We start from the raw sequence: 24,934 nt of genomic DNA, 5'->3' as shown, positions 1-24,934 counted from the left end.
TCAGGCCCCGTGCCCGTGCCGGCAGTCCGGCCCGTGGATGTGATGCGGGTGGGCATGGTCGTGGCCATGGCCCTGATCCGTCTCGTGATCGTGGTCGTGGACATGGCGATACAGCGCCAGCGCCCCCTGCGTGCCCATGCCGAACAGGGCGCGATATTCGGGCGCCGAGGTCACGACATCGGGCGCGCCTTCGCAGCAGACATGGCCGTTGAGGCAGATCACCCGGTCGGTCGCGCTCATCACCACATGCAGGTCATGGCTGACCATCAGCACCGCCGCCCGCGTTTCGGCGCGCACCTCCTCGATCAGCCGGTAGAAGGCGCCGGTGCCGGGCTGGTCCAGCCCCTGCGTCGGCTCGTCGAGGATCAGGATGTCGGGCCGCGCCAGCAGCGCCCGGGCCAGCATCACCCGCTGGAACTGCCCGCCCGACAGCCGCGCCATCTGCCGCGGCCCCAGATCGGCGACGCCGGTGCGGGCCAGTGCCGCCTGCGCCTCGGCATCGCGCACCCGGCGGGGCATCGACAGGAAGCGCCGCACCGTCAGCGGCAGGCCCGCGTCGATCTGCAGCCGCTGCGGCACATAGCCGATGCGCAGCCCCGTCCGCCGCGCCACCTGGCCCGAGGCCGCGGGCTGCAGCCCGATCAGCGCCCGCAGCAGCGTCGACTTGCCCGACCCGTTGGGTCCCACCACCGTCACGATCTCGCCCGGGCGGATCGCGAAACTGACGTCGCGCAGCACCGCCGCGCCGCCGTGGCGCACCGTCAGGCCCTCGGCCGCGATCAGCGGCCCGACCGCATCGGGTGTCATGCCGCCTCCGCCGCGCGGCAGGCGGGGCACAGGCCCATCGCCTCCACCGTCATCCGCTCGATGGCGAAGCCCGCCGCCTCGCCCGCCTCGGCCAGCGCGCGGCGCACCGGGTCCGCCGGGGCCTCGGCCACCGCGTCGCAGGACCGGCAGATCAGGAAGACCGGGCTGTGATCCTCGCCCGGGTGCATGCAGGCGGCAAAGGCGTTCAGCCGGTGCAGGCGGTGGGCGAAGCCGTTCTCGACCAGAAACTCCAGCGCGCGATAGGCCACCGGCGGCTGGTTGCCGAAGCCCTCGGCCGCCAGACGGTCCAGCACCTCATAGGCGCCCATGGCGCGATGCGCCTCCAGCAGCAGTTGCAGCACCCGGCGGCGCACCGGGGTCAGGCGCAGCCCCTGCTCGGCGGCCAGCGCCTCGGCCCGGGCAAGGGTGTCGCCGGCGCAATGGGCGTGGTCATGCGCATGGAAGGCGAGGGTTTCAGGCTGCGTCATGTTACAAAATCACATTCGGCTTGACATGTTATCGTGTAACTTAGAGAAGCGTTGACCAATCCACAACCACGAGAAGGCCCCGCCATGCGTCCCGTCCTGCCCCTCGCGCTTTCGCTTCTCGCCTCCACCGCCGCGCTGCCTGCGCTGGCCGAAGTGCCGAAGGTCGTGACCGACCTGTCGCCCACGCAGTCGCTGGTGGCGCTGGTGATGGGCGATCTCGGCACACCGGAGCTGCTGCTGGACCGCGGCGCCGATCCGCATGACTTCCAGCTGCGCCCCAGCCAGGCCCGCGCCGTGCAGGAGGCCGATCTTGTGGTCTGGATCGGGCCGGAGATGACGGCATGGCTCGACGGGCCGATCGACAGCCTTGGCCGGGGCAAGGTGCTGGGCCTGCTGGCGACCGAGGGCACGCAGACCCGCGACTATGACGCCGAAGAGGCGCACGAGCACGAGCACGAGCACGAGCACGAGCACGAGCACGAGCACGAGCACGAGCACGAGCACGAGCACGAAGAGGATCATGCGGAAGCCGGCCATGACCATGCCGGCGAAGACCATGCCGGGCACGATCACGATCACGATCACGACCACGGCCATTCCCACGAGGGCACCGATCCGCATGCCTGGCTCGATCCCGGCAATGCCCGCGTCTGGCTGGGGGCCATCGCCGCCGCGCTGTCGGAGCAGGACCCGGAGAATGCCGCGACCTATGCCGCCAATGCTCGCGCGGCCGAGGCGCGGATCGCCGATCTCGACGCCCGCATCGCCGCGACGCTCGCCCCGGTGGCGGACCGGCCCTTCGTCACCTTCCATGCCGCCTATGGCTACCTGACCGACCATTACGGCCTGACCCAGGCCGGATCGCTGGCCGAGGGCGATGCCGCCGCCCCGGGGGCCGAACGTCTGGCCGACATCCGCGCGACGCTGGAACATGACGGCGTGGTCTGCCTCTTCCCCGAGGCGCAGCACGACCCGAAACAGGTGGCGCTGATGGCCGAGGGCACGGCGGTGCGCGTCGGTCCGGCGCTCGACCCCGAGGGCAGCACACTGGAACCGGGCGCGGCGCTGTACGAAACCCTGATGACCGGGCTCGCCGACGCGCTGGCGGGCTGCCTCGCGCGCTGACGGCTCAACCCGCGACGCTCAGCCCGCGGCGCCGCGATACCAGGCGACGATGCGGGCGCGTTCCTGCGGTTCGATGAAGGACGCATTTGCGGGCGGCATCGCATGGCTGACGCCCGCCTGCAGGTAGATCTCGCGCGCCATCAGCGCGATCTGCGCGGGCGTTTCCAGATGCACGCCGCGCGGCGCGTAATGGATGCCGTCCCAGACCGGTTCCGCCGCATGGCACATCGAGCAGCGGCCGGTGACGATGTCGGCCACCTCGGCAAAGCCCTCGGCATCGGCGAACCGCTGCGCCCCCGCCGGCAGGGCGGCTTCCGCCTCGGGGTCGGGGCGGAACATCGGCGCGGTGGACAGCCACATGACGATCAGGAACAGCACCGCCGTCGCGGCCCAGGTCCAGTGCGGGTTGCCCTTGCGCGCGTGATGGGTGTTGAACCAGTGCCGGATCGTCACCCCCATCAGGAAGACGAGGCTGGCGATCAGCCAGTTCCATTCGCTCGCGAAGGCCAGCGGATAGTGGTTCGACAGCATCAGGAAGACGACGGGCAGCGTCAGGTAGTTGTTGTGGGTGGACCGCTGCTTGGCGATCTTGCCGTATTTCGCGTCCGGCACCCGCCCCGCCTTCAGGTCCGCCACCACGATCGTCTGGTTGGGGATGATGATCATGAAGACATTGGCCGACATGATCGTGGCGGTGAAGGCCCCCAGATGCAGCAGCGCCGCCCGCCCCGAAAACACCTGCGTATAGCCCCAGGCCATCGCCACGAGGATGATGTAGAGCCCGATCATCAGCCGCGTGTTGTCGTCGCCGAAGCGGCTCTTGCAGATCGTGTCGTAGAGGATCCAGCCCAGCGCCAGCGAGGCGACGGAGATGCCGATCGCCTGCCAGACCGGGATGTCGAGCACGTTCGGATCGACCAGATAGAGGTCGGCCCCGAGGTAATAGACGAGGCAGAGCAGCGCGAAGCCCGACAGCCAGGTGGAATAGCTTTCCCATTTGAACCAGATCAGGTCGTCGGGCATCCGGTCCGGCGCCACCATGTATTTCTGGATGTGGTAGAAGCCGCCGCCATGCACCTGCCATTCCTCGCCCGAGACGCCGGGGGCGAGGTCGGGCGCCTTGCGCAGCCCCAGGTCCAGCGCGATGAAATAGAAGGACGACCCGATCCAGGCGATGGCGGTGACGACATGCAGCCACCTGACGGCGAATTCCGCCCAGTCCATGAAGATCGCGAAGTCGTTCATTCCTGCCCCTGTCTCCTGCGGCGGGCGGTCGCGCCGCGCCCTGCTGTCGCCATCTGTCGCGCGCCCCGCCGCGCTTGTCCCGCCGCGAGCGCCCACCGCGGTCCCTTCGCCGCGCCCTGCCCGTTCGCCGGGCAGCGGCGGCGCGCCCTGCCCGCGCGATCAGCTTCCGCGATAGGTCGAATAGCCGTAGGGCGACAGCAGCAGCGGCACATGGTAATGCGCCGCCGCATCCGCCATGCCGAAGCGGATCGGCACCTCGTCGAGGAACAGCGGCTCTTCCCCGCCCTGCCCGGTCGCGCGCAGATAGTCGCCCGCGTGGAAGGTCAGCTCATAGATGCCGGGCGCGAAATCCGCCGCCGGCAGGATCGGCCCGTCGGTGCGGCCATCGGCATTCGTCACCTTCTCGGCCAGCACCGCCGCCGAACCGGCGCGGCGCAGCACGATCCGCAGCCCGGCCGCCGGACAGCCGCGCGCGGTGTCCAGCACATGCGTCGTCAGATAACCCGCCCCGGTTTCCGCCTCTGCCATTCGGTCCCTCTGGTCTTTCGCCACCCCGGCGGCCATTCTTGGCCGGAACCCGCAGAAACGGCAAGGCAGAGCGACCGATGACCCGCTATCCCCGCGACATGACCGGGCACGGCCCGACCCCGCCCGATGCGCGCTGGCCGGGCGGGGCGAAGGTGGCGGTCAGCCTCGTGCTGAACTACGAGGAAGGCGGCGAGAACTCGATCCTGCATGGCGACGCGCAGTCCGAGGCCTTCCTGTCCGACATCGCGGGCGCCCAGCCCTGGCCCGGGCAGCGGCACTGGAACATGGAATCGATCTACGACTACGGCGCGCGGGCCGGCTTCTGGCGGCTGCACCGGCTGTTCACCGGGCGCGGCCTGCCCGTCACCGTCTATGGCGTGGCGAGCGCCTTGGCCCGCAGCCCCGAACAGGTGGCGGCGATGCAGGCGGCGGGATGGGAAATCGCCAGCCACGGGCTGAAATGGGTCGAGCACAAGGACATGCCGGAAGAGGAGGAACGCCGCCAGATCGCCGAGGCGATCCGCCTGCACACCGAGGTCGTGGGCGAACGGCCGCGCGGCTGGTACACGGGGCGCTGTTCGGTCAACACCCTGCGCCTGACCGCCGAGGAGGGCGGCTTCGACTGGATCTCGGACGCCTATGACGACGACCTGCCCTACTGGACCCGGGCGGGCGGGCGCGACCAGCTGGTGATCCCCTATACGCTGGAAGCCAACGACATGCGCTTCGCCACCGCGCCCGGCTATGTGACGGGCGAACAGTTCTTCACCTATCTGCGCGACAGCCTCGACGTGCTGTGGGACGAGGGTGCGGCGGGCCGGCCGAAGATGTTCTCGATCGGGCTGCATTGCCGGCTGATCGGACGCCCGGGCAAGATCGCCGGGCTGATGCGCTTTCTCGACCACGCGCAGGCGAAGGGCGGCGTCTGGTTCGCCACCCGCGGCCAGATCGCGCGGCACTGGGCCGAGGTCCACCCGCCGCAGCGGCGCGAGCGGCCCAGCCGGATGGATCGTGAAACCTTCGTCGCCCGCTTCGGCGGCGTCTACGAACATTCGCCCTGGGTGGCGGAACGGGCCTACGGGCTGGAACTCGGCCCCGCGCATGACGGCCCGGCGGGGCTGGCCAATGCGCTGGCCCGCGCCTTTCGCAGCGCCGAGCGCGGCGAGAGGCTGGCAGTGCTGCGCGCCCATCCCGATCTGGCCGGCAGGCTGGCGCAGGCCCGGCGGCTGACGGCGGACTCGACCGCGGAACAGGCCAGCGCCGGCCTCGACGCGCTGACCGATGCGGAACGGGCCGAGTTCGAGGCGCTGAACGACGCCTATGTCGCCCGGCACGGCTTCCCCTTCATCATCGCCGTGCGCGACCATGACAAGGCTGGCATCCTCGCGGCCTTCCGCCAGCGGGTCGCGCAGGACAGCGACACCGAATTCGACACCGCCTGCCGCCAGGTCGAACGCATCGCCGAACTGAGGCTCGCGCAGATGCTGGGCTGACCCGCCCTCTCATCTTCTGCTCCGAAATATCCCGGGGGAGGCTGCGCCAGCAGCCGGGGGGCAGCGCCCCCCGCGCCCTCTCCACCCGGGGCTTGCCCTCGGCCAGCGGCGCGCGCAGGATCGCGGCGAGAAGCGAAAGACACCATGCCCCCCAGCTATTACGCGCCCCCCGGCGGCCTGCCGCCCCAGACCCGGCTGATGACCCAGCGGGCCGTCTTCACCGAGGCCTATGCCCTTTTGCCCAAGGGCGTGTTCTCGGACATCGTCACCAGCTTCCTGCCCGGATGGTCCGGCACGCGGATGTGGCTGATCGCGCGGCCGATGTCGGGATTCTCCGAAACCTTCAGCCAGTATGTGATGGAGGTGGCCCCCGGCGGCGGGTCCGACCGGCCGGAACCCGATGCCGGCGCGCAGGGGGTGATCTTCGTCACCGGCGGGGTGATCTGGCTGCGGATCGGCGGCGAGGAGCATGAGCTCGGCCCCGGCGGCTATGCCTATCTGCCGGCGGGCTGCGACTGGCGGCTGCGCAATGGCGGGACCGAACCCGCGCGCTTCCACTGGGTCCGCAAGATCTGGGAACCGGCGGAGGGCATCGCCCGCCCCGACCCCTTCGTCACCGACGAGGCCGAAATCGCGCCCATTGCCATGCCCGATACCGGCGGGGGCTGGGCCACCACCCGCTTCGTCGATCCGGCCGACCTGCGGCACGACATGCATGTGAACATCGTCACCCTGCAGCCCGGCGCGACCATCCCCTTCGAGGAAACGCATGTGATGGAGCACGGGCTCTACGTGCTGCAGGGCAAGGCGGTCTACAAGCTGAACCGCGACTGGGTTGAGGTCGAGGCCGGCGACTTCATGTGGCTGCGCGCCTATTGCCCGCAGGCCTGCTATGCGGGCGGGCCGGGCCCGTTCCGCTATCTGCTGTACAAGGATGTGAACCGCCACGCCCGGCTGCGCGGGGTGCTGGGGCGCTAGCGCACCGCGCCGATCAGTGCGCCGGTCAGTGCCGGCCGGAACATTGCGCCGGCCAGTCGCGCGCCGCCGCCTTGATCGCGGTCAGGAAGGCCTGGACCTTGGTCGTGCGGTGCAGGTCCACATGGGTCACCAGCCACAGCGGCGAGGTCCATTCCTCGCGCGCGGGCATCACCTCGACCAGATCGGGCGCATGGCGGCCCATCGGCACCGGCAGGAAGCCCAGCCCCAGCCCGGCGCGCACCGCCGCCTCGGTCGACTCGTTGTCGTTGCAGCGATAGGTGACGCGGTCCCGCGGCACCTGCTGCGCCAGCCAGCGGTAGAAAGGGGCCCGGGTGGACAGATCCTCGGGGCCAACGAAGCGATGCGCGGCAAGGTCCGCCGCGGTGGCGGGCTGGCCATGCGCCGCGACATAGGCCGAGGAACCATAGAGCGCGACCTGATATTCGTGCAGCCGCTGCACCACGTTATCGGGTTCGGTGGGCGCGGCGCCGGCGCGGATCGCCACATGCGCCTCGCCGTATTCCAGCCGGAACACCCGCAGGTCGGTGACATAGCGCACGATCAGCTGCGGATGATCGGCCATCAGCTGCGCCATCACCGGCGTCACCAGCTGCGACAGGCCGGGCAGCGAGGTCACCACCAGTTCGCCCGACATCTCGGACCCGGCGCCGTTGATCCGGGCGGCCAGCTGGCTGAACTGGTCCTCGGTCGTCTCGGCGACCTTCAGCAGCTCCTGCCCCGCCTCGGTGGGCGTATAGCCGCGGGCATGGCGCTGGAACAGCTTCGCGCCCAGCCGGGTTTCCAGCGCGTCGATATGCCGGATCACCGTGGCATGATGCACCCCCAGCACATCCGCCGCGCCGCTGACCGTCCCGATGCGCGCCACCTGATAGGCGGTGCGGATCTCGTCCCAGTTCTGAAAGCTCATCGCCTGTGCGCCTTTCAACAGTACGGGTGCGAATATGTAGGTTGTGTTCGGGAATGCAATGGCCAACTTTGCAAAGGCCACCGCGGGGCATCACCGCTTCGACGCCCGGCACTCCAACCCCAGATGACGAACCACCCGGCCTCGCGGTGAAGCGGACCGGCAGAGAGGACTTGTGACATGACCAGCATCCTGCGCCTGGACGCGACCATCAAACCCGAAGGCTCGGTCTCGCGCCAGCTGACCGACCGCCTGATCGACCGCCTGACCGCCGGCGGCGCGACTGTCACCACCCGCGACCTCGCCGCGGGCATCCCGCCGGTCGATCCGGCCTGGCTGGGCGCCGTCTTCACCCCCGCCGAGGCGCGCGACGCCGACCAGACCCGGATCGCCGCCGAGTCCGAGGCGATCCTCGCCGAACTGCTGGCGGCGGACATCGTGGTGATCGGCCTGCCGATCTACAATTTCGGCGTGCCGGCCACGCTGAAGACCTGGTTCGACCACATCGCCCGCAAGGGCATCACCTTCCGCTATAGCGAGGCCGGCCCCGAGGGCCTGCTGAAAGGCAAGCGCGCCTATGTGGTGATGTCCTCGGACGGCACCCGCTTCGGGTCGGACTTCGACTTCGCCAGCGGCTATGTGCGCCACATGCTGACCTTCCTCGGCTTCGAGTCGGTGGAGTTCATCACCGCCGACGCGATGGTCTTCGACCCGGTCGGCACCATCGCCAAGGCCGAGGCCGCGGTCGACGCGCTGGCCGCCTGAGCCCCACCCCGCCCCATTCGACGAACCGGCCGCGGCTTGACTCCGCGGCCGGCTGCGTTTAGGGGCTGCCGGAATTCCCGGAAGTGCACTGCTTCCGGTCCCGTCCCGTCCGGGGGGATCGCCATCCGTCAGCGCGTTGCGCCCACGGGTGCCGTTCCGCTTTGAGGGTTGGGTTTCAGGCGTCGGTCCCCATATGGCCGGCAGGGTGTCAACAGGCCGAAGGAGGGCCGCGCGATGTTCGAGAATCTGTCCGAACGGCTCTCCGGGGTCTTCGAGCGGCTGACGAAGCAGGGCGCGCTCAGCGCCGAGGACGTGGAAACCGCGATGCGCGAGGTTCGCGTCGCGCTGCTGGAAGCCGACGTGTCGCTGCCGGTCGCCCGGTCCTTCGTCAAGGCCGTCACCGCCAAGGCCACCGGCGCCGCCGTCACCCGGTCGGTGACGCCCGGCCAGCAGGTGGTGAAGATCGTCCATGACGAACTGATCCATGTGCTGAAGGGCGAGGGCGATCCCGGCCAGCTGAAGATCGACAGCCCGCCCGCGCCGATCCTGATGGTCGGCCTGCAGGGCTCGGGCAAGACCACCACCACCGCCAAGATCGCCAAGCGCCTGAAGGACCGCGAGAAGAAGCGCGTGCTGCTGGCCTCGCTCGACACCAACCGCCCGGCGGCGATGGAACAGCTCGCCATCCTCGGCCAGCAGATCGGGGTCGAGACGCTGCCGATCGTCAAGGGCGAGTCGGCGGTGCAGATCGCCAAGCGGGCGAAGCAGCAGGCGACGCTGGGCGGCTATGACGTCTACATCCTCGACACCGCGGGCCGTCTGCATATCGACGACGTGCTGATGGACGAGGTGCAGGCGGTGCGCGACGTCGCGCAGCCGCGCGAGACGCTTCTGGTCGTCGACGGCCTGACCGGGCAGGACGCGGTCAACGTCGCCACCGAATTCGACGGCAAGGTCGGCATCACCGGCGTGGTGCTGACCCGGATGGACGGCGACGGGCGCGGCGGCGCCGCCCTGTCGATGCGCGCCATCACCGGCAAGCCCATCCGCTTCGTCGGTCTGGGCGAGAAGATGGATGCGATCGAGACCTTCGAGGCCGAACGCATCGCCGGCCGCATCCTCGGCATGGGCGACATCGTCGCGCTGGTCGAGAAGGCGCAGGAAGTCTTCGAGGCCGAACAGGCCGAGCGGATGATGAAGCGGTTCCAGAAGGGTCTGTTCAACATGAACGACCTGAAGGGGCAGCTCGACCAGATGCTGAAGATGGGCGGGATGCAGGGCGTGATGGGCATGATGCCCGGCATGGGCAAGATGGCCAAGCAGGCCGAGGCCGCCGGCATGAACGACCTGACGATCCGCCGCCAGATCGCGCTGATCAACTCGATGACCAAGAAGGAACGCGCCAATCCCGACCTGCTGCAGGCCAGCCGCAAGAAGCGGATCGCGGCGGGCGCGGGGCTGGACGTGGCGGAACTCAACCGGCTGCTGAAGATGCACCGGCAGATGGCCGACACGATGAAGAAGCTGGGCAAGATGGGCAAGGGCGGCATGCTGAAGCAGGCCATGCAGATGTTCGGCGGCAAGGGCATGCCCGACCCGTCGAAGATGGACCCCGCCCAGATGGAAGAGGCCGCGAAGGCGCTGCAGGGCAAGGTCGGCGGCGGGATGCCGGGCGGCCTGCCCGGGCTGGGCGGCAGCGGCGTGAACCTGCCGGGCAACCTGTCGGGCCTGGGGATCGGGCGCAAGAAATGACGGCCGCGTCCCCCGCACTGACCGATACCCCCGTGCTGCGCACCGAACGGCTGGTGCTGCGCGCGCCCGAGGGATCGGACTGGGAGGCGTGGTGCGCCTTCGCCATGTCGGACCGGTCGCGCCACATGGGCGGCCCCTACAGCCGCGATACGGCATGGCGTGCCTTCGGCCATGTGATCGGCCATTGGGCGATGCGCGGCTTCGGCAGCTTCGTCTTCGCCACGCCCGAAGGCACGCCCCTCGGCATGACCGGTCCGTGGTATCCCGAGGGCTGGCCGGAACGGGAACTCGGCTGGTCGGTCTGGGCACCGGGGGCCGAGGGCAAGGGTCTGGCCTTCGAGGCCGCTGCCGCCGCCCGCGTCCATGCCTTCCGCGACCTCGGCTGGACCACCGCCGTCAGCTACATCGCCCCCGCGAACGACCGGTCCGCCGCGCTGGCCCTGCGCCTCGGCGCCGTCGAGGAACCGGGCGCGGCCTTTCCCGGCGACGGCCCCTGCCGCGTCTTCCGCCACCCCCGACCGGAGGCCGCATGACCGCCGACACCGCCAGCCGCGCCGCGGCCCTGCTGCACGAACATCGCGACAGCATCGACCGGCTGGACGCGATCCTTGTCTACACGCTGGCCGAACGGTTCAAGCACACGCAGGCGGTGGGCCGGCTGAAGGCCGAACACGACCTGCCGCCCTCGGACCCGGCGCGCGAGGCCGCCCAGATCGAGCGGCTGGAACGGCTGTCGCGCGAGGCCGACCTCGACCCGGCCTTCGCCAAGAAATTCCTGACCTTCATCATCAGCGAAGTCATCAGGCATCACGAGAAACTGCAGAAATGACGGGCATCCTGCCCGGTTCGACACGACCAAGGAGAAACTGACATGTCGATGAAAATCCGTCTGGCCCGCGGCGGCTCGAAAAAGCGCCCGCACTATTCGATCGTCGCGTCCGACTCGCGCATGCCGCGCGACGGCCGCTTCATCGAGAAGCTGGGCACCTACAACCCGCTGCTGGCCAAGGACAGCGAAGACCGGGTGAAGATGAACCTGGAGCGGGTGCAGTACTGGCTGTCGCAGGGCGCCCAGCCCACCGACCGGATCGCCCGGATGCTGGAAGCCGCCGGCATCGCCGCCAAGAAGACCCGCAACAACCCCAAGCAGGCCGAGCCGGGCAAGAAAGCCAAGGCCCGCGCCGAAGAGAAGGCCAAGAAGGCCGCCGCCGCGACCGCCGAGTGATCGCCGGCTGACGCCGGGGCGGGCCAGCCGCGACGGGGCGCGCGATCCGGCGCACGGTGCCGGCGCGCAGGCCTCGGCGGGCCTCGGCTGGCCTTGGGCCGCCGCATCGCGTGCGCCTTGAAAAGGCCGCGGTTTGCGCTGAAATTTGCGGCGGGTGGCGGTGGCTGCCCGCCGTTTTCACGGGCGGGTGGCGGTGCGGGCGGCCGGGTTCGGGCCGTCCGGGGTCGGGCCGTCCGGGGTGCGGAGGAGTGACAGGCGACCATGGCCGAGGGCGAGAGGGTGCAAAGTCAGGGTCCGGGCACGGCCCCGCAGCCGGGGCAGGACCGCGTCTGCGTCGGCGCCATCGCCGGGGCCTTCGGCGTGCAGGGCGAGGTGCGGCTGAAGAGCTTCTGCGCCGAACCCGAGGCCATCGCTGCCTATGCGCCGCTCTACACCGAGGATGGCAGCCGCAGCTTCACCGTCCGGCTGACCCGGCCCGTCACCGGCGGGCTCGGCGCGCGGCTGTCGGGCGTGGCCAGCAAGGAACAGGCGGATGCGCTGAAGGGCGTCACCCTCTGGGCCGAGCGCGACCGCCTGCCCTCGCTGCCGGATGACGAATTCTACCATGCCGACCTGATCGGGCTGCAGGTGCTCGACCCCGGCGGGGCGGTGCTGGGCACGGTGCGGGCCATCCACAACCACGGCGCGGGCGACATAATCGAGGTCTTCGCCCCCGGCCAGCGCAGCGCGCTGCTGCTGCCCTTCACCCGCGCGGTGGTGCCGACGGTCGACCTGACCGCGCGGCGCCTGATCGCCGATCCGCCGGAAGACGCATGATGGCCGGGGGCACGCTGCACGCGCCGGGGGTGCTGTTGCCGCTGTCGGGCGGGCTCATCCACCTCGCGCCGCTGCTGGCGGGGCTGGCGGTGACGCCCATCGCCCTGCTGCCGGTCTTCGTCGCGGCCTTCGTGCTGTGGCTGGCGCTGGCGCGGCCGCGGCTGTGGGCGCTGCCCGCCGGCGGGCCGATGGCGCCGGTGGCGGCGCGGCTGGCGGCCAAGGCGCTGCTGCAATCGCTGCTGATCGCGGCGGCCTTCGGGCTGGGGCGGGGCTTTGCCGGCATGGCGGGCGAACCGCTGCCCGTGCCGCTGTGGCTGCCGGTGGCGCTGGCGCTGGCGGCGCTGCCCATGGCGCTGGCCGGCAACCGCCGCGGACCCGACCCGCAGGTGGACCGGCTGATGGCCGAGGCCCGGGCCGAGATCGCGCGGCGCGAGGATGCGGCAGCCGAGGCCGGCACGCCCCTGGGCGGCGAGGCCGACCGCATCGCCGCCGCCCTTGCCGGGGCCGAGGCGGGGCGCGACTCGCTGGGCGCGGTGCTGACCCGGCTGGAGTCGCTGATCCATTCCTCGGTTTCCGATGCCGGCGACCTCGACCGCGAGGTCGATGAACTGGCCCGGCTTCCCGATGGCGATGGCGCCTATGAGGCGCTGGCCCGCCGGCGCGGCAGCCATCCGCTGTGGGACCTGGTGTTGCTGCGGTTCCTGGCCCATCCGGCCAGCCGCACCACGCGCCTGTCGAACGAGGCGGTGGCGGCGCTGGCGGCGGACGGGCTGGCCAGTTCCGCGCCGGGCCGCATCGACGAATCGCTGGCGCTGGCCGAAAGCTGGCTGGGCAAGACGGGGTTCGAAACGGGCACCGGCGGCCTGCGCCGCGCCGCGACGGCGCGGCAGGCGGTGGAGACCGATCCCGCCCGCGCCGAACGGTTGCGGCGGCTGGTCAGCCAGCTGGACGGGACGGGCGCATGACCGACCGCAAGCCCGGAGCCGCGCCCCGTTCGCACGGGCGGCTGTCGATTTCCGCCTCGCTGACCCCGCGCGACCTGATGGACGGGCCGCTGCGGGTGAAGGGCGCGTGGCGGGCGAAGATCGTGACGCTGTTCCCCGAGGCCTTTCCCGGCACGCTGGGCCTGTCGCTGACCGGCAAGGCGCTGGACAGCGGGCTGTGGGCGCTGGAGACGATCGACCTGCGCCCCTTCGGCGAGGGGCGGCATCGCAACGTGGACGACACGCCCGCGGGCGGCGGCGCCGGCATGGTGCTGCGCGCCGATGTGGTGGCCCGGGCGCTGGACCGCGCGGCCGAGGGCACGCCCGCCGACCGCGCGCGCTGGCCGGTGATCTACCTCTCGCCACGCGGCCGGCCCTTCGATCAGGCGACCGCGGAACGGCTGTCGCAGACCGACGGCATCACCCTTCTCTGCGGCCGGTTCGAGGGCGTGGACCAGCGGCTGCTGGACCATTACGGGGTCGAGGAGATCAGCCTTGGCGATTTCGTCCTGACCGGCGGCGAGATCGCCGCACAGGCCTTGATCGACGCGACCGTTCGCCTTATACCCCGCGTGCTCGGGAATCAGGCGTCCACCGAGGAGGAATCCTTCTCGGACGGTCTGCTGGAACACCCGCAGTTCACGAAACCCGCCGTGTGGAACGGTCGCGCCATACCGGAAATTCTTCTGTCCGGGAACCACGCGAAAGTCGCCGTCTGGCGGCGGGACCAGGCAAGACGCCTGACCAAGGAACGCCGTCCTGATCTCTGGCGGGCGTGGTGTGCACGGCACGGCACGGACCCGGATGAAGACCGAGAGCTCTGAGGGCGCATCACTTCGCGGGCTGAACCGCGAGCAGAGCAAAGGACCATGCGATGAACCTGATCGCACAGATCGAGGCGGAACAGATCGCCGCCCTCGGCAAGACCATCCCGGATTTCAAGGCCGGCGACACGATCCGCGTCGGCTACAAGGTGACCGAGGGCACCCGCTCGCGCGTGCAGGCCTATGAAGGCGTCTGCATCTCGCGCAAGGGCGGCGAAACCATCGCGGCCTCGTTCACCGTGCGCAAGATCTCGTTCGGCGAGGGCGTGGAACGGGTGTTCCCGCTGTATTCGACCAACATCGACTCGATCGAGGTCGTGCGCCGCGGCAAGGTGCGCCGTGCCAAGCTGTACTACCTCCGGTCGCGCCGCGGCAAATCCGCCCGGATCGCCGAAGTCAGCAACTACAAACCCAAGGCCTGAGGAGCGGACCGATGAAACAGGGCATCCATCCCGAATACCACTTCATCACCGTCAAGATGACCGACGGCACGACCTACCAGACCCGGTCGTCCTGGGGCAAGGAAGGCGATACCATGTCGCTCGACATCGACCCGCTGGCGCATCCGGCCTGGACCGGCGGCAACGCCAAGCTGATGGACACCGGCGGCCGCGTGTCGAAGTTCAAGAACAAATACGCGGGCCTCGGCTTCTGAGCCTGCCTGCCATCGACGGATACGGGGGGCGCGCCACAGGGCGCGCCCCTTTGCGTTGCGCCGCCGCGTCACCCGGGCGGCGCGCAGCGGAAAGCGGTGGATAAACCTGTCGCTCGCGCTTCCCCTGATGGCGACCGCAACATATAGCAGTGTGGGGCGGCAGAGGGGATCGGACGTGGCGCATATCATCGTCACCGGGAACGAGAAGGGCGGGTCGGGCAAGTCCACGACCTGCATGCATGTCGCCACGGCGCTTGCCCGCATGGGCTGGCGGGTGGGGGCGCTCGACCTCGACGTGCGGCAGAAGAGCTTTGGCCGCTATCTGGAAAACCGCCGCGCCTTCGCCGCGCGCGAGGGGCTGGACCTGCCCACGCCCGAATACCGCGACCTGCCCGAGATCGACGAGGCGAGCCTGCCCGCGGGCGAGAACATCTTCGACCACCGGCTGTCGGCGGCGGTGGCGGGGCTGGACGCGCAATGCGACTTCATCCTGATCGACTGCCCCGGCTCGCATACGCGGCTGAGCCAGGTGGCGCACTCGCTGGCCGATACGCTGGTGACGCCGCTGAACGACAGTTTCATCGACTTCGACCTGCTCGCCCGGACGGATCCGGAAACGGGCCGCGTGCTCGGCCCCTCGATCTATGCCGAGATGGTCTGGAACGCGCGGCAGCTGCGGGCGCGGGCCGGGCTGAAGCCCATCGACTGGATCGTGCTGCGCAACCGGCTGGGCGCGCAGCAGATGCACAACAAGAAGAAGGTGGGCGACGCGCTGGCGAACCTGTCGCGGCGCATCGGCTTTCGCGTGTCGCCGGGCTTTTCGGAACGGGTGATCTTCCGCGAGCTGTTTCCGCGCGGGCTGACGCTGCTGGATCTGAAGGATGTGGGGGTCGAGGGGCTGAGCCTGTCGAACGTCGCCGCCCGGCAGGAACTGCGCGATCTGGTCAAGGAGCTGCGCTTGCCGAACGTGACCGTCGCATTCTGAACAGCCGCGGGCGAAAGATCCGCCCGCGGGCGATGCCCCGGCCCGAGCCGGCGGGATCGGCCGGTCCCGCGGCTCGGAAGACCGGTGCGGCGGGCGACACCACCCGGTCCGCGCCGATCATCCGGGCCAGACGCAGTTCGAAGACCTCGAAATCCGGCTCTGGCGCGGCCAGGACGACGGCGGGATGCAGCAGGTCGGTCAGTCGCATCTTGGCCTCTTGCAGCGGGGAACCGGGATCGGGATAGGCCGAGGCTCGTGCCGGCAGCGGGCAAAATTGCGGCGGCTGCGGGGAATTTCGGCGCAAGACGGTGCACCCGTGCCGCCCGCGGGCCGCCCCGGGCCGCGCCCACGAAAACGTGTCGGCGTCTTGCCGCCTTCGCGGGCCCTGCCGCGCCCCGTCCCGGCCCTGCCGCGTTGCCGCGATACTCGCCTCGTGGTTTAATGGCGACGCGGGGTAAACAGGCCCCCGCCCAGTCAGGTCCAGACCCCGTGTTGCGGTTGCGCCCCGTTCCGGTCCTTCGTGACCGTTCCACTTCCGGCCTTCTGCACCCGCTTCGCGGGCGGACGATCCATCGAGCAGAAAGGATATCCCCATGACCCTCCGCAAGGGCCTTCTCGGCCTTGCGCTTGCCATCGGTGCGCTGGCACCCGTGGCCGCATCGGCCGAGGTGATCTATCTCGGCGAATACTACCTGACCCGCGGCGACGCCCATGACACCATCGAGGTGGGCGCCGACAAGGGCAAGCTGACCGCGCTGCAGGTGCGGGTCCAGCAGTCCGCCGCGCAGATCGACCGCGTCGTCGTGCATTTCGCCGGCGGGCGCAGCGTCGAGCGTTCGATCCAGAAGCGCATCCCCGAAGGCAACGAGACGCGCGAGATCGCGCTGCCGATGGAGGATGGCGCCGCCATCGACCGGATCGAGGTGTTCTACGGCGAGGCGCCGAAGAACCCCGCGCATCTGAAGTTCTACGGCCGTACCTCCTGAGGCGGCCCCCGGACCCGCCGCCACGCGCGGCGGGTCCAGTCCCGTCGCCGCCCTGCCGGGGGCGGTTGTGCCGGCCCGCGCTTCGCGCGATGCTCGCGGGGACCGTTCCCGCACCCGGCCCCGCATGACCGCGCCCCCTGCCCCCGATCTGTCCGATGCCGACTGGACCCGCCGTTTCGACGGGCTCGCCGGCCTGTCGCAGGATCTGCGCGACCGCCTGCTGGCGGCGGCGCGGGTCGTCCACCTGCCGGAGGGCACGCGGCTCTTCGGTCCCGGCCAGGCGCCCACGGCGATGGTGCTGCTGCTCAAGGGTGCGGTGCGGGTGCAGCAGCGCGGGGAAAACGGCCGCGAGGTGCTGCTGTACCGGGTCCAGGCCGGCGACACCTGCGTGCTGACCACGGCCTGCCTGCTGGGTTATGAGGATTACACCGCCGAGGGCGTGGCCGAGACGGAGGTGATCGCCGCCACCCTGCCGCGCGAGGCCTTCGACGAACTGGTGGCCGCCTCGCGCGAGTTCCGGCAGTTCGTCTTCGCCGCCTTCTCGCGCCGGATCACCGAACTGTTCGGCGTGATCGAGGACATCGCCTTCAACCGGATGGATGTGCGGCTCGCCGCCCGTCTGGCCGCCCTGGCCGAGGACGGGGTGGTGCGGGTCACGCATCAGGCGCTGGCCAACGATCTGGGCACCGCGCGCGAGGTCGTCTCGCGCCTGTTGCAGGACTTCGTCCGCCGCGGCTGGATCGAACAGGCGCGGGGCGAGATCCGGCTGACCGCCCCCGCCGCGCTGGCGCGTCTGGCGCGCAGCTGACGCAGCGCCCCGCGCCCGTTCAGGCGGCCGCGTCGGCCTTGCCGCACAGGCTGTGCCAAGCGTCGTATTGCGACAGGAACACCTCGCCCGTCAGGTCGTCCAGCAGATGCGTGGTCTTCAGCCGGTCCATCACCGGGCCCTTCACCTCGGACAGGTGCAGCCGCAGCCCCATGTCGCGCAGCCGGTGGTTCAGGCTTTCCAGCGTTTCCAGCGCCGACAGGTCGATGCGGTTCACCGCCGAGCACATCAGCACCACGTCCCGCAGCGCGGTATCGCCCGTCACCCGGTCCAGCACATAATCCTCGAGGAACCGCGCATTGGCGAACCACAGGCTTTCGTCCACCCGCAGCGTCAGCACGGCGGGATGCGTCTCGACCCGGTGGCGGCGGATGTTGCGGAAATGCTGGCTGCCGGGCATCAGCCCGACCTCGGCCACATGCGGCCGCGCGCTGTGGGCGAGGTGCAGCAGGATCGACAGCACCACCCCCGCGGACACGCCGGCCTCGACCCCCGCCAGCAGCGTCAGCGCGATGGTGGCGGCGACGGCGGCGAAATCGGGCCGCGAATAGCCCCAGGCCCGGCGCAGGATGCCGAAATCGACGAGGCTCAGCACCGCCACTATGATTGTCGCGGCCAGCGTCGCATTGGGCAGGTAGTGGATCAGCGGCGTCAGCAGCAGCGCGGCGATGGCCAGTCCGATGGCGGTGAAGGCCCCGGCGGCGGGCGTTTCCGCCCCCGCGTCGTAGTTGACGACCGAGCGCGCGAAGCCGCCGGTCACCGGGTAGCCGCCGGTGAAGGCCGCGCCGAGGTTCGCCATCCCCAGCCCCACCAGTTCCTGATCGGGGTCGATCCGCTGGCGCCGCTTGGCGGCCAGCGTCTGCGCGACGGAGATCGATTCGACGAACCCGATGATCGAGATCAGCGCCGCCGGCAGCAGCAGCGCCCCCAGCAGGTCGGGCGACAGGGCAGGCAGGGTGAAGGGCGGCAGTCCCTGCGGCACCGCACCCACGACCGACACGCCCTGCCGGTCCAGCCGCAGCCCCGCCACCAGCGCCGTGGTGGCGACGACCGCCAGCACCGGCCCGGTCCGCGTCGCCAGCGCCGCAAGGCCGGGGCGCATCCCGGCCCGGATCAGCGCGGGTTTCAGCCCCTTGCGCGCCCAGAACAGGAAGGCCGTGGCCGCGGCCCCGATCGCCAGCGTGACCGGGTTGGTCTGCGGCAGGGCTCGGATCAGGCCCGTCAGCATCTCGGGCAGGGTATCGCCGCCGGCCTGGACGCCCAGGATGTGGCGCAGCTGGCTGGTGGCGATCAGGATGCCGCTGGCGGTGATGAAGCCCGCGATCACCGGATGGCTGAGGAAATTGGCGATGAAGCCCATGCGCAACAGCCCCATCGCCAGCAGCATCCCGCCCGACAGCAAGGCCAGCGTCAGCGCCGCCGCGGCATAGCCGGCCGTGCCTGCCTGCGCGACCTCGCCCACCGCCGCCGCCGTCATCAGCGACACCACCGCCACCGGCCCCACCGCCAGCGCCCGGCTGGTGCCGAAGACGGCATAGAGCAGGATCGGCGCGATCGAGGCATAGATCCCCGCCTCGGGCGGCAGGCCGGCCAGCATCGCATAGGCCAGCGACTGCGGGATCAGCATGATCGTGACGATCACCGCGGCGACGAGATCGGAGGACAGTGCCGCGCGGTCATAGCGGCGCCCCCAGTCGAGGATCGGCAGGTATCGGGTCAGGCGCATCGCGGCTCTTTCGTCCTTACCCTTGCGTCACCCGGTCGGGATGGGCAAGCCATTCGCGGCCCTTCAGCATCCCCTGCCAGTAGACGGGGGGCAGGATCCGCTCCTTCAGCCACCAGGCGGCCCGGCTGGGCCGGGTGCCGTCCAGGAGCCAGCGCGGGAACGAGGGCTTCAGCGCCCCGCCATAGCCGAATTCCGCCAGCACGATCTTCCCGCGTTCCACCGTCAGCGGGCAAGAGCCGTAGCCATCGTATTGCGACACCGCCGACCGGCCGGCCAGATCGGCCACGATATTGTCCGCCACGACCGGCGCCTGCTTGCGCGCCGCGGCGGCGGTCTTGGCGTTGGGGGCGTTCATCGCATCGCCCAGCGACCAGACATTGTCGAACATCCGGTGGCGCAGCGTGTGGGGATCGACATCGACCCAGCCCGCCGCATCGGCCAGCGGCGAGACGCGGATGAAATCCGGCGCGACCTGCGGCGGCACCACATGGATCATGTCGAAGGCGCGCGTCTCGGTCCGTGGCGGCTGATCCGGCGCCGCGATCTCGAATGTGGCGGTGCGGGCGGGGCCGTCGATGGCCACCAGCCGGTGAAAGAAGGACAGCGTCGCGTGATAGCGCTGCACATAGTCCATCAGCGCCGGCACATAGTCCTTCACCCCGAAGAGCACCCCGCCGGCATTCAGGAACTCGATCGAGATGCGGTCGAGCCGGCCGGACCGCAGCCAGTGGTCGGCGGACAGGTACATCGCCTTCTGCGGCGCGCCCGCGCATTTGATCGGCATCGGCGGCTGCGTGAACAGCGCCCGGCCCTCGGTCAGCCCCTGCACCAGCTGCCATGTATAGGGCGCGAGGTCGTAGCGATAGTTCGAGGTGACGCCGTTCCGGCCCAGCGTCTCGGCCAGGCCGGGGATCGCGTGCCAGTCGAGCTTCAGTCCCGGGCAGACGATCAGCCGGCCGTAGGTGACGATGCGACAGCCTTCCAGCACCACGGCGTTCTTCTCGGGCTCGAAGGCCACGACCGCGGCCTTGATCCAGGTGACGCCCCGGGGGATCAGCCCGCCGGTGGTGCGCGCCGTCTCGCGCGGTTCGAAGATGCCGGCGCCCACCATCGTCCAGCCCGGCTGATAGTAATGCACATCGGCGGGGTCGATCACCGCCACGTCCAGATCCGGCTGGCGCGCCTTCAGCGAGGCGGCGACGGCGATGCCCGCCGCGCCCGCCCCGACGATGACCACCGCATGCGACAGCTCGTCCCCCGCCGGCACCGCGCGGCCGCCCTGCGCCAGCATCCGTGACAGGCCGGACAGGTCGTATCCCGCCATCCGCGCGGTGGCGAGGATCTGCGGCAGCGGCCGGTCGCGCGCCTCGGACAGCGCCCAGAGGGTGGCCGAGCGGGTGCCCGTCCGGCAGAAGGCCAGCACCGGCCCCGGCAGGTCGCGCAGCGCGGCGGCGAAGGCCGCGGCATCGGCCTGATCGGCCTTTCCCGGCACCACCGGCATGTAGCGGAATTCCAGCCCCGCCGCCCGCGCGGCCAGCGCCAGTTCCGCCTCGCCCGGCTGATCGGCCGCCTCGCCGTCGGGCCGGTTGCAGATCACCGCGCGAAAGCCCTGACGGGCGATCTCGGGCATGTCCCCGGCATGAATCTGGGGGCTGACCGTCAGCCCCTCATGGATCGTCTTCAGCTCCATTCGCGCGTCTCCTCCCCTCGCATGCGATGCGCGCCCCGGCGGTTTCCCCACGCCGGGGCGGCCATCAATCCGTCCTACAGGCCGTTGATCGGCACCTTCAGGAAGCGCTGGCCGCTGTCATCGGGGGGCGGCAGTTCGCCCCCGCGCATGTTGACCTGCAGCGAGGGGATGATCAGCTTCGGCATCGACAGCGTGGCATCGCGTTCGGTGCGGAAGCGGACGAACTCTTCCCTGCTGCGGCCGCCGCCGACATGGATGTTGTGGGCCTTTTCCTCGCCCACCGTCGTTTCCCAGCGGATGTCGCGGCCGTTCGGGCCGTAGTCGTGACACATGAACAGGCGCATGGCATCGGGCAGGGCCAGCACCTTCTGGATGGAATCGTACAGCACCCCGGCATCGCCGCCGGGGAAATCGGCGCGGGCCGAGCCGCCATCGGGCATGAACAGCGTGTCGCCCACGAAGGCCGCATCGCCCATCACATGGGTCATGCAGGCGGGCGTGTGGCCCGGCGTGTGGATCGCCAGGCAGTCCATGCCCCCGACGCGATAGGTGTCGCCATCGTCGAACAGCCGGTCGAACTGGCTGCCGTCGCGCTGGAACTCGGTGCCTTCGTTGAAGAGCTTGCCGAAGGTTTCCTGCACCACGGTGATGTTGCGGCCGATCCCCAGCTTGCCCCCCAGCCGCTGCTGGATATAGGGCGCCGCCGACAGGTGATCGGCATGGACATGCGTCTCGATCAGCCAGTCGACGGTCAGGCCGTGGGCCTCGACGAAGGCGATGATCTCGTCGGCATGGTCATGGCTGATCCGGCCGGCGGCATAGTCGATGTCCATCACCGAATCGACGATGGCACAGGCGGAGGATCCGGGATCCTTCACCACATAGCTGATGGTGTTGGTGGCCGGGTCGAAGAAGCCCGTCACCTCGGGGTGGACGTTCATGTGGACGGGATAGGTCATGGTCCCCTCCTCAGCGGGCGCGGCAGGTGCGCAGCCCGATCGCGGAATAAAGCGGGCAATAGCCGATCACGGCGGTCAGCAGCATCACCGCCCCCGCGACGGTCAGCACCCAGTGCAGCACCCCCGTCGCGGCGAAGTCGGTTCCGAAGGCGAGGATGATGAGGACGATGCCGGCGAGCACGCGCAGGCCGCGGTCGAGTGTTCCCATGTTGACGGTCATCGGATGTCTCCTTCCCAATGTCCGGGACAGGATGCGCGACATCCGGCGGCGCTGTCGGTGACCTGGGTCACCAAGAGATGCGATCACGCTGCGACAGGCGGTCGCGCGCAGGGGCCGCAGCCGACCCCGCGGGGCGTTCAGGCTGGCTCTGGCGGGGATTTGCGACGATCATCCCCGCATGTTTGCCAACCAGCCCGGACCCTGAAACGTGGTCACAGATCATCCGACAGTCGAAGAGACGGCCGCGCTGGCGGGGATGCTCCACGCCGCCCAGACGGACAAGTCGGGCGAGCCCTATATCGGCCATCTCGGGCGCGTGGCCCGCAATCTCCTGCGGCTCTATCCCGACGCCAGTCTGACCGAACGCCACGCGGTCTGGCTGCATGACACCATCGAGGACACGACGATGACCGCGCAGGGCCTCGTCGCGCGCGGCTATGATCCGGACATCGTCGCCGTGGTCACGGCGCTGACGCGGCCCGAGGACGGGCGCAGCTATCAGCAATGGATCGAGGCGCTGGCCGACAGCGCGCCGGTCTCCGCGCTCCGCGTCAAGCGGGCCGATCTTGCCGACAACAGCGACCCGGCCCGGCTGGGCCTGCTGCCGCCCGACACGGCAGCGTCGCTGGCGCGGCGCTATGCGCGGGCCATCGAGACCATCGACGCGGCGATCCTGGCCCGCAGCCGCATCGACAATGGCGATGACGATGGCGATGGGGCGGACCGCTGCTGAACGGCACGTTGGTGTCGAATGCCATGGGGAAGCGCTCGACCCCGCTGCCAAGCATTTTCGCCTTAGAACGACCCTTCGACGCGCCCCGCGCACGTGCCTGCTCTGCGGATACTTCGAACCTTCGCCTTCTCCGTCACGATCCCAGCGTTCGACGGCGGACCACCGCCCGAAGCACCGCCGAAAAGCGATTGTCGCCCATATACGCATCGCGACCATTCGTTCCTAAGTGCGGGGAGTATCTCTGGAACCCAGGGTGTCAATTCATGACTGCCTCGGGCAGGCGGCGGAGCGAGCGCGGCATCGGAGGCGCCCGCCCGACGCGGAACACGAGGTTCGGGCGCATCTCGTCGAGGTCGAGGAGCGAGGCGAGGTCAGCGCGCACCGCCGGCTCCTCGACCGACTGGTTCACGAAGGCGTTTCGCAGGCCCATTGCCGTCGCGCGGAGCGCCATACGCTGGTAGGCGCGGCCCGCCGCGATCCAGCCAGCGGGATCGTTCGATGGTGCGACCAGCGTGAAAATTCCGGCCGAGGAGCGGATGTGGCGTGCGTACTTGTCGTTCTCGGGCCCGATCCGGAAGAAGGCATCGAAAAGAATCCGCCCGATCGTCTCTGGCGCGGTCGGGTTCCCGGAGACGGCGGCGTAGAGCCCATCGCCGGTCCGGGCTGCCTGCGCGCCGTTGAAGCGGATCCATTTCCTGAGTTCGGCCACGAAGGCCGGGTTTTCCATCTGCCGCGTGTTGCCGGCAATCACAAGGTCGAGGATTGGTTCGACCGCCGCACCCTCGCGCCAGATTGCCGTCACGCCGTGAACTTTCGCTTCTGCCGCGAGGACGCCCACCTCTTCGGACGTCAGCCGTGTGCCGTCATATGCGCTCCGGGTGCATTGACGTTCGGGGATCGCGGCGAAGAGCGCGCCAATCTCGGGTTGAGCCGGACGGAGCGTCGCTATCAGTCCCTCTGCCCCGGCCTCGCCGATCTCTCCGGACAGTCCGCGGGCGCGGGCGGCAATGGACAGCGACTCGGCGGCGCAGCCGAGGCTCGCGTAGAGATGATGGTCGTCGGGATCAACCACCGGGGTCCGTCGAGAGAAGTCGGGCGCGATGGCGAGTCCATCGGCCACCTTCGAGAACCGCCAGGGCTGGGTGTTGTGCCCGTTCGCCCCCAGCGTGGCGAAGCGGACAAGGTCGAGCGTTTCCGGCAGGGAGGGAAGGGGCGATCTCAGGCGATCGGCCGCAGCGACGTATGGCGCCGAGAGACCACGCCACCAAAGACCGGCTCCGAAAGCTGCCGCACCCGCGACGGCGCCGCCAATGAAGATTCGCCTACCGATTTCCATGCACAAGCAATGGCAAATCCGTCCCCGGTGCTCTTTGATCCAGGTCACATATCCTGGATCGGCCTCGGCAGCGAACGCGGCGAAGGCCCGGACCTGCCGGCTTCGCCGATGCTGTATGGGGAAATGGCGGACCCGGAGCGATTCGAACGCCCGACCCTCAGATTCGTAGTCTGATGCTCTATCCAGCTGAGCTACGGGTCCGCTGTAGGGCAGCCATTTAGCGACCCGGCCGGGCCGGCGCAAGGGCGAATTCGCGGGAATGCCGGTTCCGCCCCTGCCCCTCTGCTCAGGACCGGGGGATCAGCAACGCCGCCAGCACCGCATTGGCCCCGGCCGGATCGGCGCCGGCGATCTGTCGCAGGCTCATGTCCGGCCGGACCGCGAAACCCTTCGCGTCCAGCCGCGCCACCGCCTCGTCCGGGGCGATGCCGGCAAAGGCGGCCAGTTCCCGCAGCGTCCGCGGTTCGGCGGCCTGCGCCAGCGCCCGCATCCCGGCGAAGGGCGGACTGCCGGCCGGAAGGAACAGCTGGCCCAGGGTCAGGACCGCCGCCAGCGCCAGCAGCAGCGGCATCGCCGGGCGGCGCAGATGGCCGCGCAGGCTGCGCCGGTTCAGCACCAGATGCAGCGCGACGGCGGCGGCCAGCGCCCAGCCGACCCATTCATGGAGCGCCCGGGTGGCGCCGGGCGCGAGGTGGAAGAAGAGCAGGAGGCCCGAGGCGGCGACGAGGGCGAAGGTGGCGGCCGTCAGGGGCGTGACCCAGGTGCGGAAAGTCATGGCTGAAATCCGTGGCTGTGACTGCGCGTTCGCCCGTCCTACGCGATTCCGGCCCCGGTTCCGCCGCGCGGCCGCTGTGGCGGGGTGCC

General features: G+C 70.1%; 29 protein-coding genes and 1 tRNA gene. 17 read left to right on the top strand and 13 right to left on the bottom strand.

All coding sequences use genetic code 11. The annotated features are described in order from the left end of the window. Together EEY80_RS16050 and EEY80_RS16045 are read right to left on the bottom strand one after the other, a co-directional pair. A complete protein-coding gene (locus EEY80_RS16050) occupies positions 1-807 on the bottom strand; it encodes a metal ABC transporter ATP-binding protein (protein ID WP_126978182.1) in 807 nt (268 codons plus the stop codon). Continuing rightward, positions 804-1,295, bottom strand: a complete 492-nt coding sequence (locus tag EEY80_RS16045; RefSeq protein WP_126978180.1) for a Fur family transcriptional regulator — start codon at positions 1,293-1,295, stop codon at positions 804-806. The genes EEY80_RS16050 and EEY80_RS16045 overlap by 4 nt, the downstream gene beginning before the upstream one ends. An 84-nt stretch (positions 1,296-1,379) precedes the next feature. Between EEY80_RS16045 and EEY80_RS16040 the strand changes: the two genes are divergently transcribed. After that, positions 1,380-2,420 carry a zinc ABC transporter substrate-binding protein gene (locus tag EEY80_RS16040; protein WP_126978178.1) on the top strand — a complete coding sequence of 347 codons (1,041 nt, stop codon included), beginning with the start codon at positions 1,380-1,382 and terminating at the stop codon, positions 2,418-2,420. Between the two features lie 18 nt (positions 2,421-2,438). On the opposite strand, the gene EEY80_RS16035 is transcribed toward EEY80_RS16040, so the two are convergent. Together EEY80_RS16035 and uraH are read right to left on the bottom strand one after the other, a co-directional pair. Next, positions 2,439-3,665 carry a urate hydroxylase PuuD gene (locus tag EEY80_RS16035; RefSeq protein ID WP_126978176.1) on the bottom strand — a complete coding sequence of 409 codons (1,227 nt, stop codon included), beginning with the start codon at positions 3,663-3,665 and terminating at the stop codon, positions 2,439-2,441. A gap of 159 nt (positions 3,666-3,824) precedes the next feature. After that, on the bottom strand, positions 3,825-4,193 hold the full coding sequence (gene uraH / locus EEY80_RS16030) for a hydroxyisourate hydrolase (RefSeq protein WP_126978174.1): 369 nt from the start codon (positions 4,191-4,193) through the stop codon (positions 3,825-3,827). Between the two features lie 77 nt (positions 4,194-4,270). On the opposite strand from uraH, the gene puuE reads away from it, so the two are divergent. Beyond that, complete coding sequence (gene puuE, locus EEY80_RS16025; protein WP_126978172.1) at positions 4,271-5,686, top strand: allantoinase PuuE; 1,416 nt, start codon at positions 4,271-4,273, stop codon at positions 5,684-5,686. A gap of 144 nt (positions 5,687-5,830) precedes the next feature. Continuing rightward, the gene (locus EEY80_RS16020; protein ID WP_126978170.1) at positions 5,831-6,664 is read left to right on the top strand and encodes a bifunctional allantoicase/(S)-ureidoglycine aminohydrolase; all 834 of its coding nucleotides are present in this window, start codon (positions 5,831-5,833) and stop codon (positions 6,662-6,664) included. A gap of 25 nt (positions 6,665-6,689) precedes the next feature. On the opposite strand, the gene EEY80_RS16015 is transcribed toward EEY80_RS16020, so the two are convergent. Beyond that, positions 6,690-7,592 (bottom strand): LysR family transcriptional regulator, encoded by a 903-nt coding sequence (locus EEY80_RS16015; RefSeq protein ID WP_126978168.1) that lies wholly within the window; start codon positions 7,590-7,592, stop codon positions 6,690-6,692. A 177-nt stretch (positions 7,593-7,769) separates the two neighbouring features. On the opposite strand from EEY80_RS16015, the gene EEY80_RS16010 reads away from it, so the two are divergent. The 11 genes from EEY80_RS16010 to EEY80_RS15960 all read left to right on the top strand — a co-directional run bounded on the left by EEY80_RS16010 (position 7,770) and on the right by EEY80_RS15960 (position 15,594). Then, positions 7,770-8,354, top strand: coding sequence for an FMN-dependent NADH-azoreductase (locus EEY80_RS16010; protein ID WP_126978166.1), 585 nt, complete (start codon positions 7,770-7,772; stop codon positions 8,352-8,354). Between the two features lie 234 nt (positions 8,355-8,588). Further along, complete coding sequence (gene ffh, locus EEY80_RS16005) at positions 8,589-10,106, top strand: signal recognition particle protein (RefSeq protein ID WP_126978163.1); 1,518 nt, start codon at positions 8,589-8,591, stop codon at positions 10,104-10,106. Further along, positions 10,103-10,639: a GNAT family N-acetyltransferase gene (locus EEY80_RS16000; RefSeq protein ID WP_126978161.1), complete on the top strand. Its 537-nt coding sequence runs from the start codon at positions 10,103-10,105 to the stop codon at positions 10,637-10,639. The genes ffh and EEY80_RS16000 overlap by 4 nt, the downstream gene beginning before the upstream one ends. Then, on the top strand, positions 10,636-10,935 hold the full coding sequence (locus tag EEY80_RS15995) for a chorismate mutase (RefSeq protein ID WP_126978159.1): 300 nt from the start codon (positions 10,636-10,638) through the stop codon (positions 10,933-10,935). The genes EEY80_RS16000 and EEY80_RS15995 overlap by 4 nt, the downstream gene beginning before the upstream one ends. Before the next feature lie 42 nt (positions 10,936-10,977). Beyond that, entirely contained in the window at positions 10,978-11,331 is a 354-nt protein-coding gene (gene rpsP / locus EEY80_RS15990) for a 30S ribosomal protein S16 (protein WP_126978157.1), read from the top strand. Between the two features lie 261 nt (positions 11,332-11,592). Continuing rightward, positions 11,593-12,147, top strand: coding sequence for a ribosome maturation factor RimM (rimM, locus tag EEY80_RS15985; RefSeq protein ID WP_126978155.1), 555 nt, complete (start codon positions 11,593-11,595; stop codon positions 12,145-12,147). Beyond that, positions 12,144-13,112, top strand: coding sequence for a hypothetical protein (locus EEY80_RS15980; RefSeq protein WP_126978153.1), 969 nt, complete (start codon positions 12,144-12,146; stop codon positions 13,110-13,112). Before rimM ends, EEY80_RS15980 begins: the two co-directional genes overlap by 4 nt. After that, entirely contained in the window at positions 13,109-13,954 is an 846-nt protein-coding gene (gene trmD, locus EEY80_RS15975) for a tRNA (guanosine(37)-N1)-methyltransferase TrmD (protein ID WP_126978151.1), read from the top strand. The genes EEY80_RS15980 and trmD overlap by 4 nt, the downstream gene beginning before the upstream one ends. 50 nt (positions 13,955-14,004) lie before the next feature. Beyond that, positions 14,005-14,376 carry a 50S ribosomal protein L19 gene (gene rplS / locus EEY80_RS15970; protein WP_126978149.1) on the top strand — a complete coding sequence of 124 codons (372 nt, stop codon included), beginning with the start codon at positions 14,005-14,007 and terminating at the stop codon, positions 14,374-14,376. Positions 14,377-14,387: 11 nt separating this feature from the next. Further along, positions 14,388-14,609: a 50S ribosomal protein L31 gene (gene rpmE, locus EEY80_RS15965; protein ID WP_126978147.1), complete on the top strand. Its 222-nt coding sequence runs from the start codon at positions 14,388-14,390 to the stop codon at positions 14,607-14,609. A 175-nt stretch (positions 14,610-14,784) separates the two neighbouring features. Next, positions 14,785-15,594, top strand: a complete 810-nt coding sequence (locus EEY80_RS15960; protein WP_126978145.1) for a division plane positioning ATPase MipZ — start codon at positions 14,785-14,787, stop codon at positions 15,592-15,594. On the opposite strand, the gene EEY80_RS15955 is transcribed toward EEY80_RS15960, so the two are convergent. Beyond that, a complete protein-coding gene (locus EEY80_RS15955) occupies positions 15,554-15,802 on the bottom strand; it encodes a hypothetical protein (RefSeq protein ID WP_126978143.1) in 249 nt (82 codons plus the stop codon). The genes EEY80_RS15960 and EEY80_RS15955 overlap by 41 nt on opposite strands. A gap of 385 nt (positions 15,803-16,187) precedes the next feature. Here EEY80_RS15955 and EEY80_RS15950 point away from each other — a divergent pair, with 385 nt between their 5' ends. Together EEY80_RS15950 and EEY80_RS15945 are read left to right on the top strand one after the other, a co-directional pair. Further along, a complete protein-coding gene (locus tag EEY80_RS15950) occupies positions 16,188-16,580 on the top strand; it encodes a DUF2541 family protein (protein WP_126978141.1) in 393 nt (130 codons plus the stop codon). Positions 16,581-16,704: 124 nt separating this feature from the next. Next, positions 16,705-17,388 (top strand): Crp/Fnr family transcriptional regulator, encoded by a 684-nt coding sequence (locus EEY80_RS15945; RefSeq protein WP_126978139.1) that lies wholly within the window; start codon positions 16,705-16,707, stop codon positions 17,386-17,388. A 19-nt stretch (positions 17,389-17,407) separates the two neighbouring features. Here EEY80_RS15945 and EEY80_RS15940 read toward each other — a convergent pair whose 3' ends face one another. From EEY80_RS15940 to EEY80_RS15925, 4 genes are all read right to left on the bottom strand, one after another. Next, positions 17,408-19,132 carry a SulP family inorganic anion transporter gene (locus tag EEY80_RS15940; RefSeq protein ID WP_126978137.1) on the bottom strand — a complete coding sequence of 575 codons (1,725 nt, stop codon included), beginning with the start codon at positions 19,130-19,132 and terminating at the stop codon, positions 17,408-17,410. Between the two features lie 16 nt (positions 19,133-19,148). Next, positions 19,149-20,822: a bifunctional protein tyrosine phosphatase family protein/NAD(P)/FAD-dependent oxidoreductase gene (locus tag EEY80_RS15935; RefSeq protein ID WP_126978135.1), complete on the bottom strand. Its 1,674-nt coding sequence runs from the start codon at positions 20,820-20,822 to the stop codon at positions 19,149-19,151. A 74-nt stretch (positions 20,823-20,896) separates the two neighbouring features. After that, positions 20,897-21,781: an MBL fold metallo-hydrolase gene (locus EEY80_RS15930; RefSeq protein ID WP_126978133.1), complete on the bottom strand. Its 885-nt coding sequence runs from the start codon at positions 21,779-21,781 to the stop codon at positions 20,897-20,899. 10 nt (positions 21,782-21,791) lie between these two features. Next, a complete protein-coding gene (locus EEY80_RS15925; protein ID WP_126978122.1) occupies positions 21,792-22,001 on the bottom strand; it encodes a YgaP family membrane protein in 210 nt (69 codons plus the stop codon). Positions 22,002-22,209: 208 nt separating this feature from the next. Between EEY80_RS15925 and EEY80_RS15920 the strand changes: the two genes are divergently transcribed. After that, complete coding sequence (locus tag EEY80_RS15920) at positions 22,210-22,734, top strand: HD domain-containing protein (protein ID WP_126978120.1); 525 nt, start codon at positions 22,210-22,212, stop codon at positions 22,732-22,734. Positions 22,735-22,990: 256 nt separating this feature from the next. On the opposite strand, the gene EEY80_RS15915 is transcribed toward EEY80_RS15920, so the two are convergent. From EEY80_RS15915 to EEY80_RS15905, 3 genes are all read right to left on the bottom strand, one after another. Beyond that, entirely contained in the window at positions 22,991-24,118 is a 1,128-nt protein-coding gene (locus EEY80_RS15915) for an Acg family FMN-binding oxidoreductase (RefSeq protein ID WP_235829877.1), read from the bottom strand. Between the two features lie 76 nt (positions 24,119-24,194). Further along, positions 24,195-24,271, bottom strand: a tRNA-Arg gene (locus tag EEY80_RS15910). Between the two features lie 85 nt (positions 24,272-24,356). Then, positions 24,357-24,845 carry a DUF4405 domain-containing protein gene (locus EEY80_RS15905; protein WP_126978118.1) on the bottom strand — a complete coding sequence of 163 codons (489 nt, stop codon included), beginning with the start codon at positions 24,843-24,845 and terminating at the stop codon, positions 24,357-24,359. Between the last annotated feature and the right edge of the window lie 89 nt (positions 24,846-24,934).

It is taken from the genome of Frigidibacter oleivorans, from assembly GCF_003993775.1.
GTDB classification, from domain to species: Bacteria; Pseudomonadota; Alphaproteobacteria; order Rhodobacterales; family Rhodobacteraceae; genus Frigidibacter; species Frigidibacter oleivorans.
The sequence above is the reverse complement of the archived record's forward strand: the minus strand, read 5'-3'. Positions and strand labels throughout refer to the sequence as shown.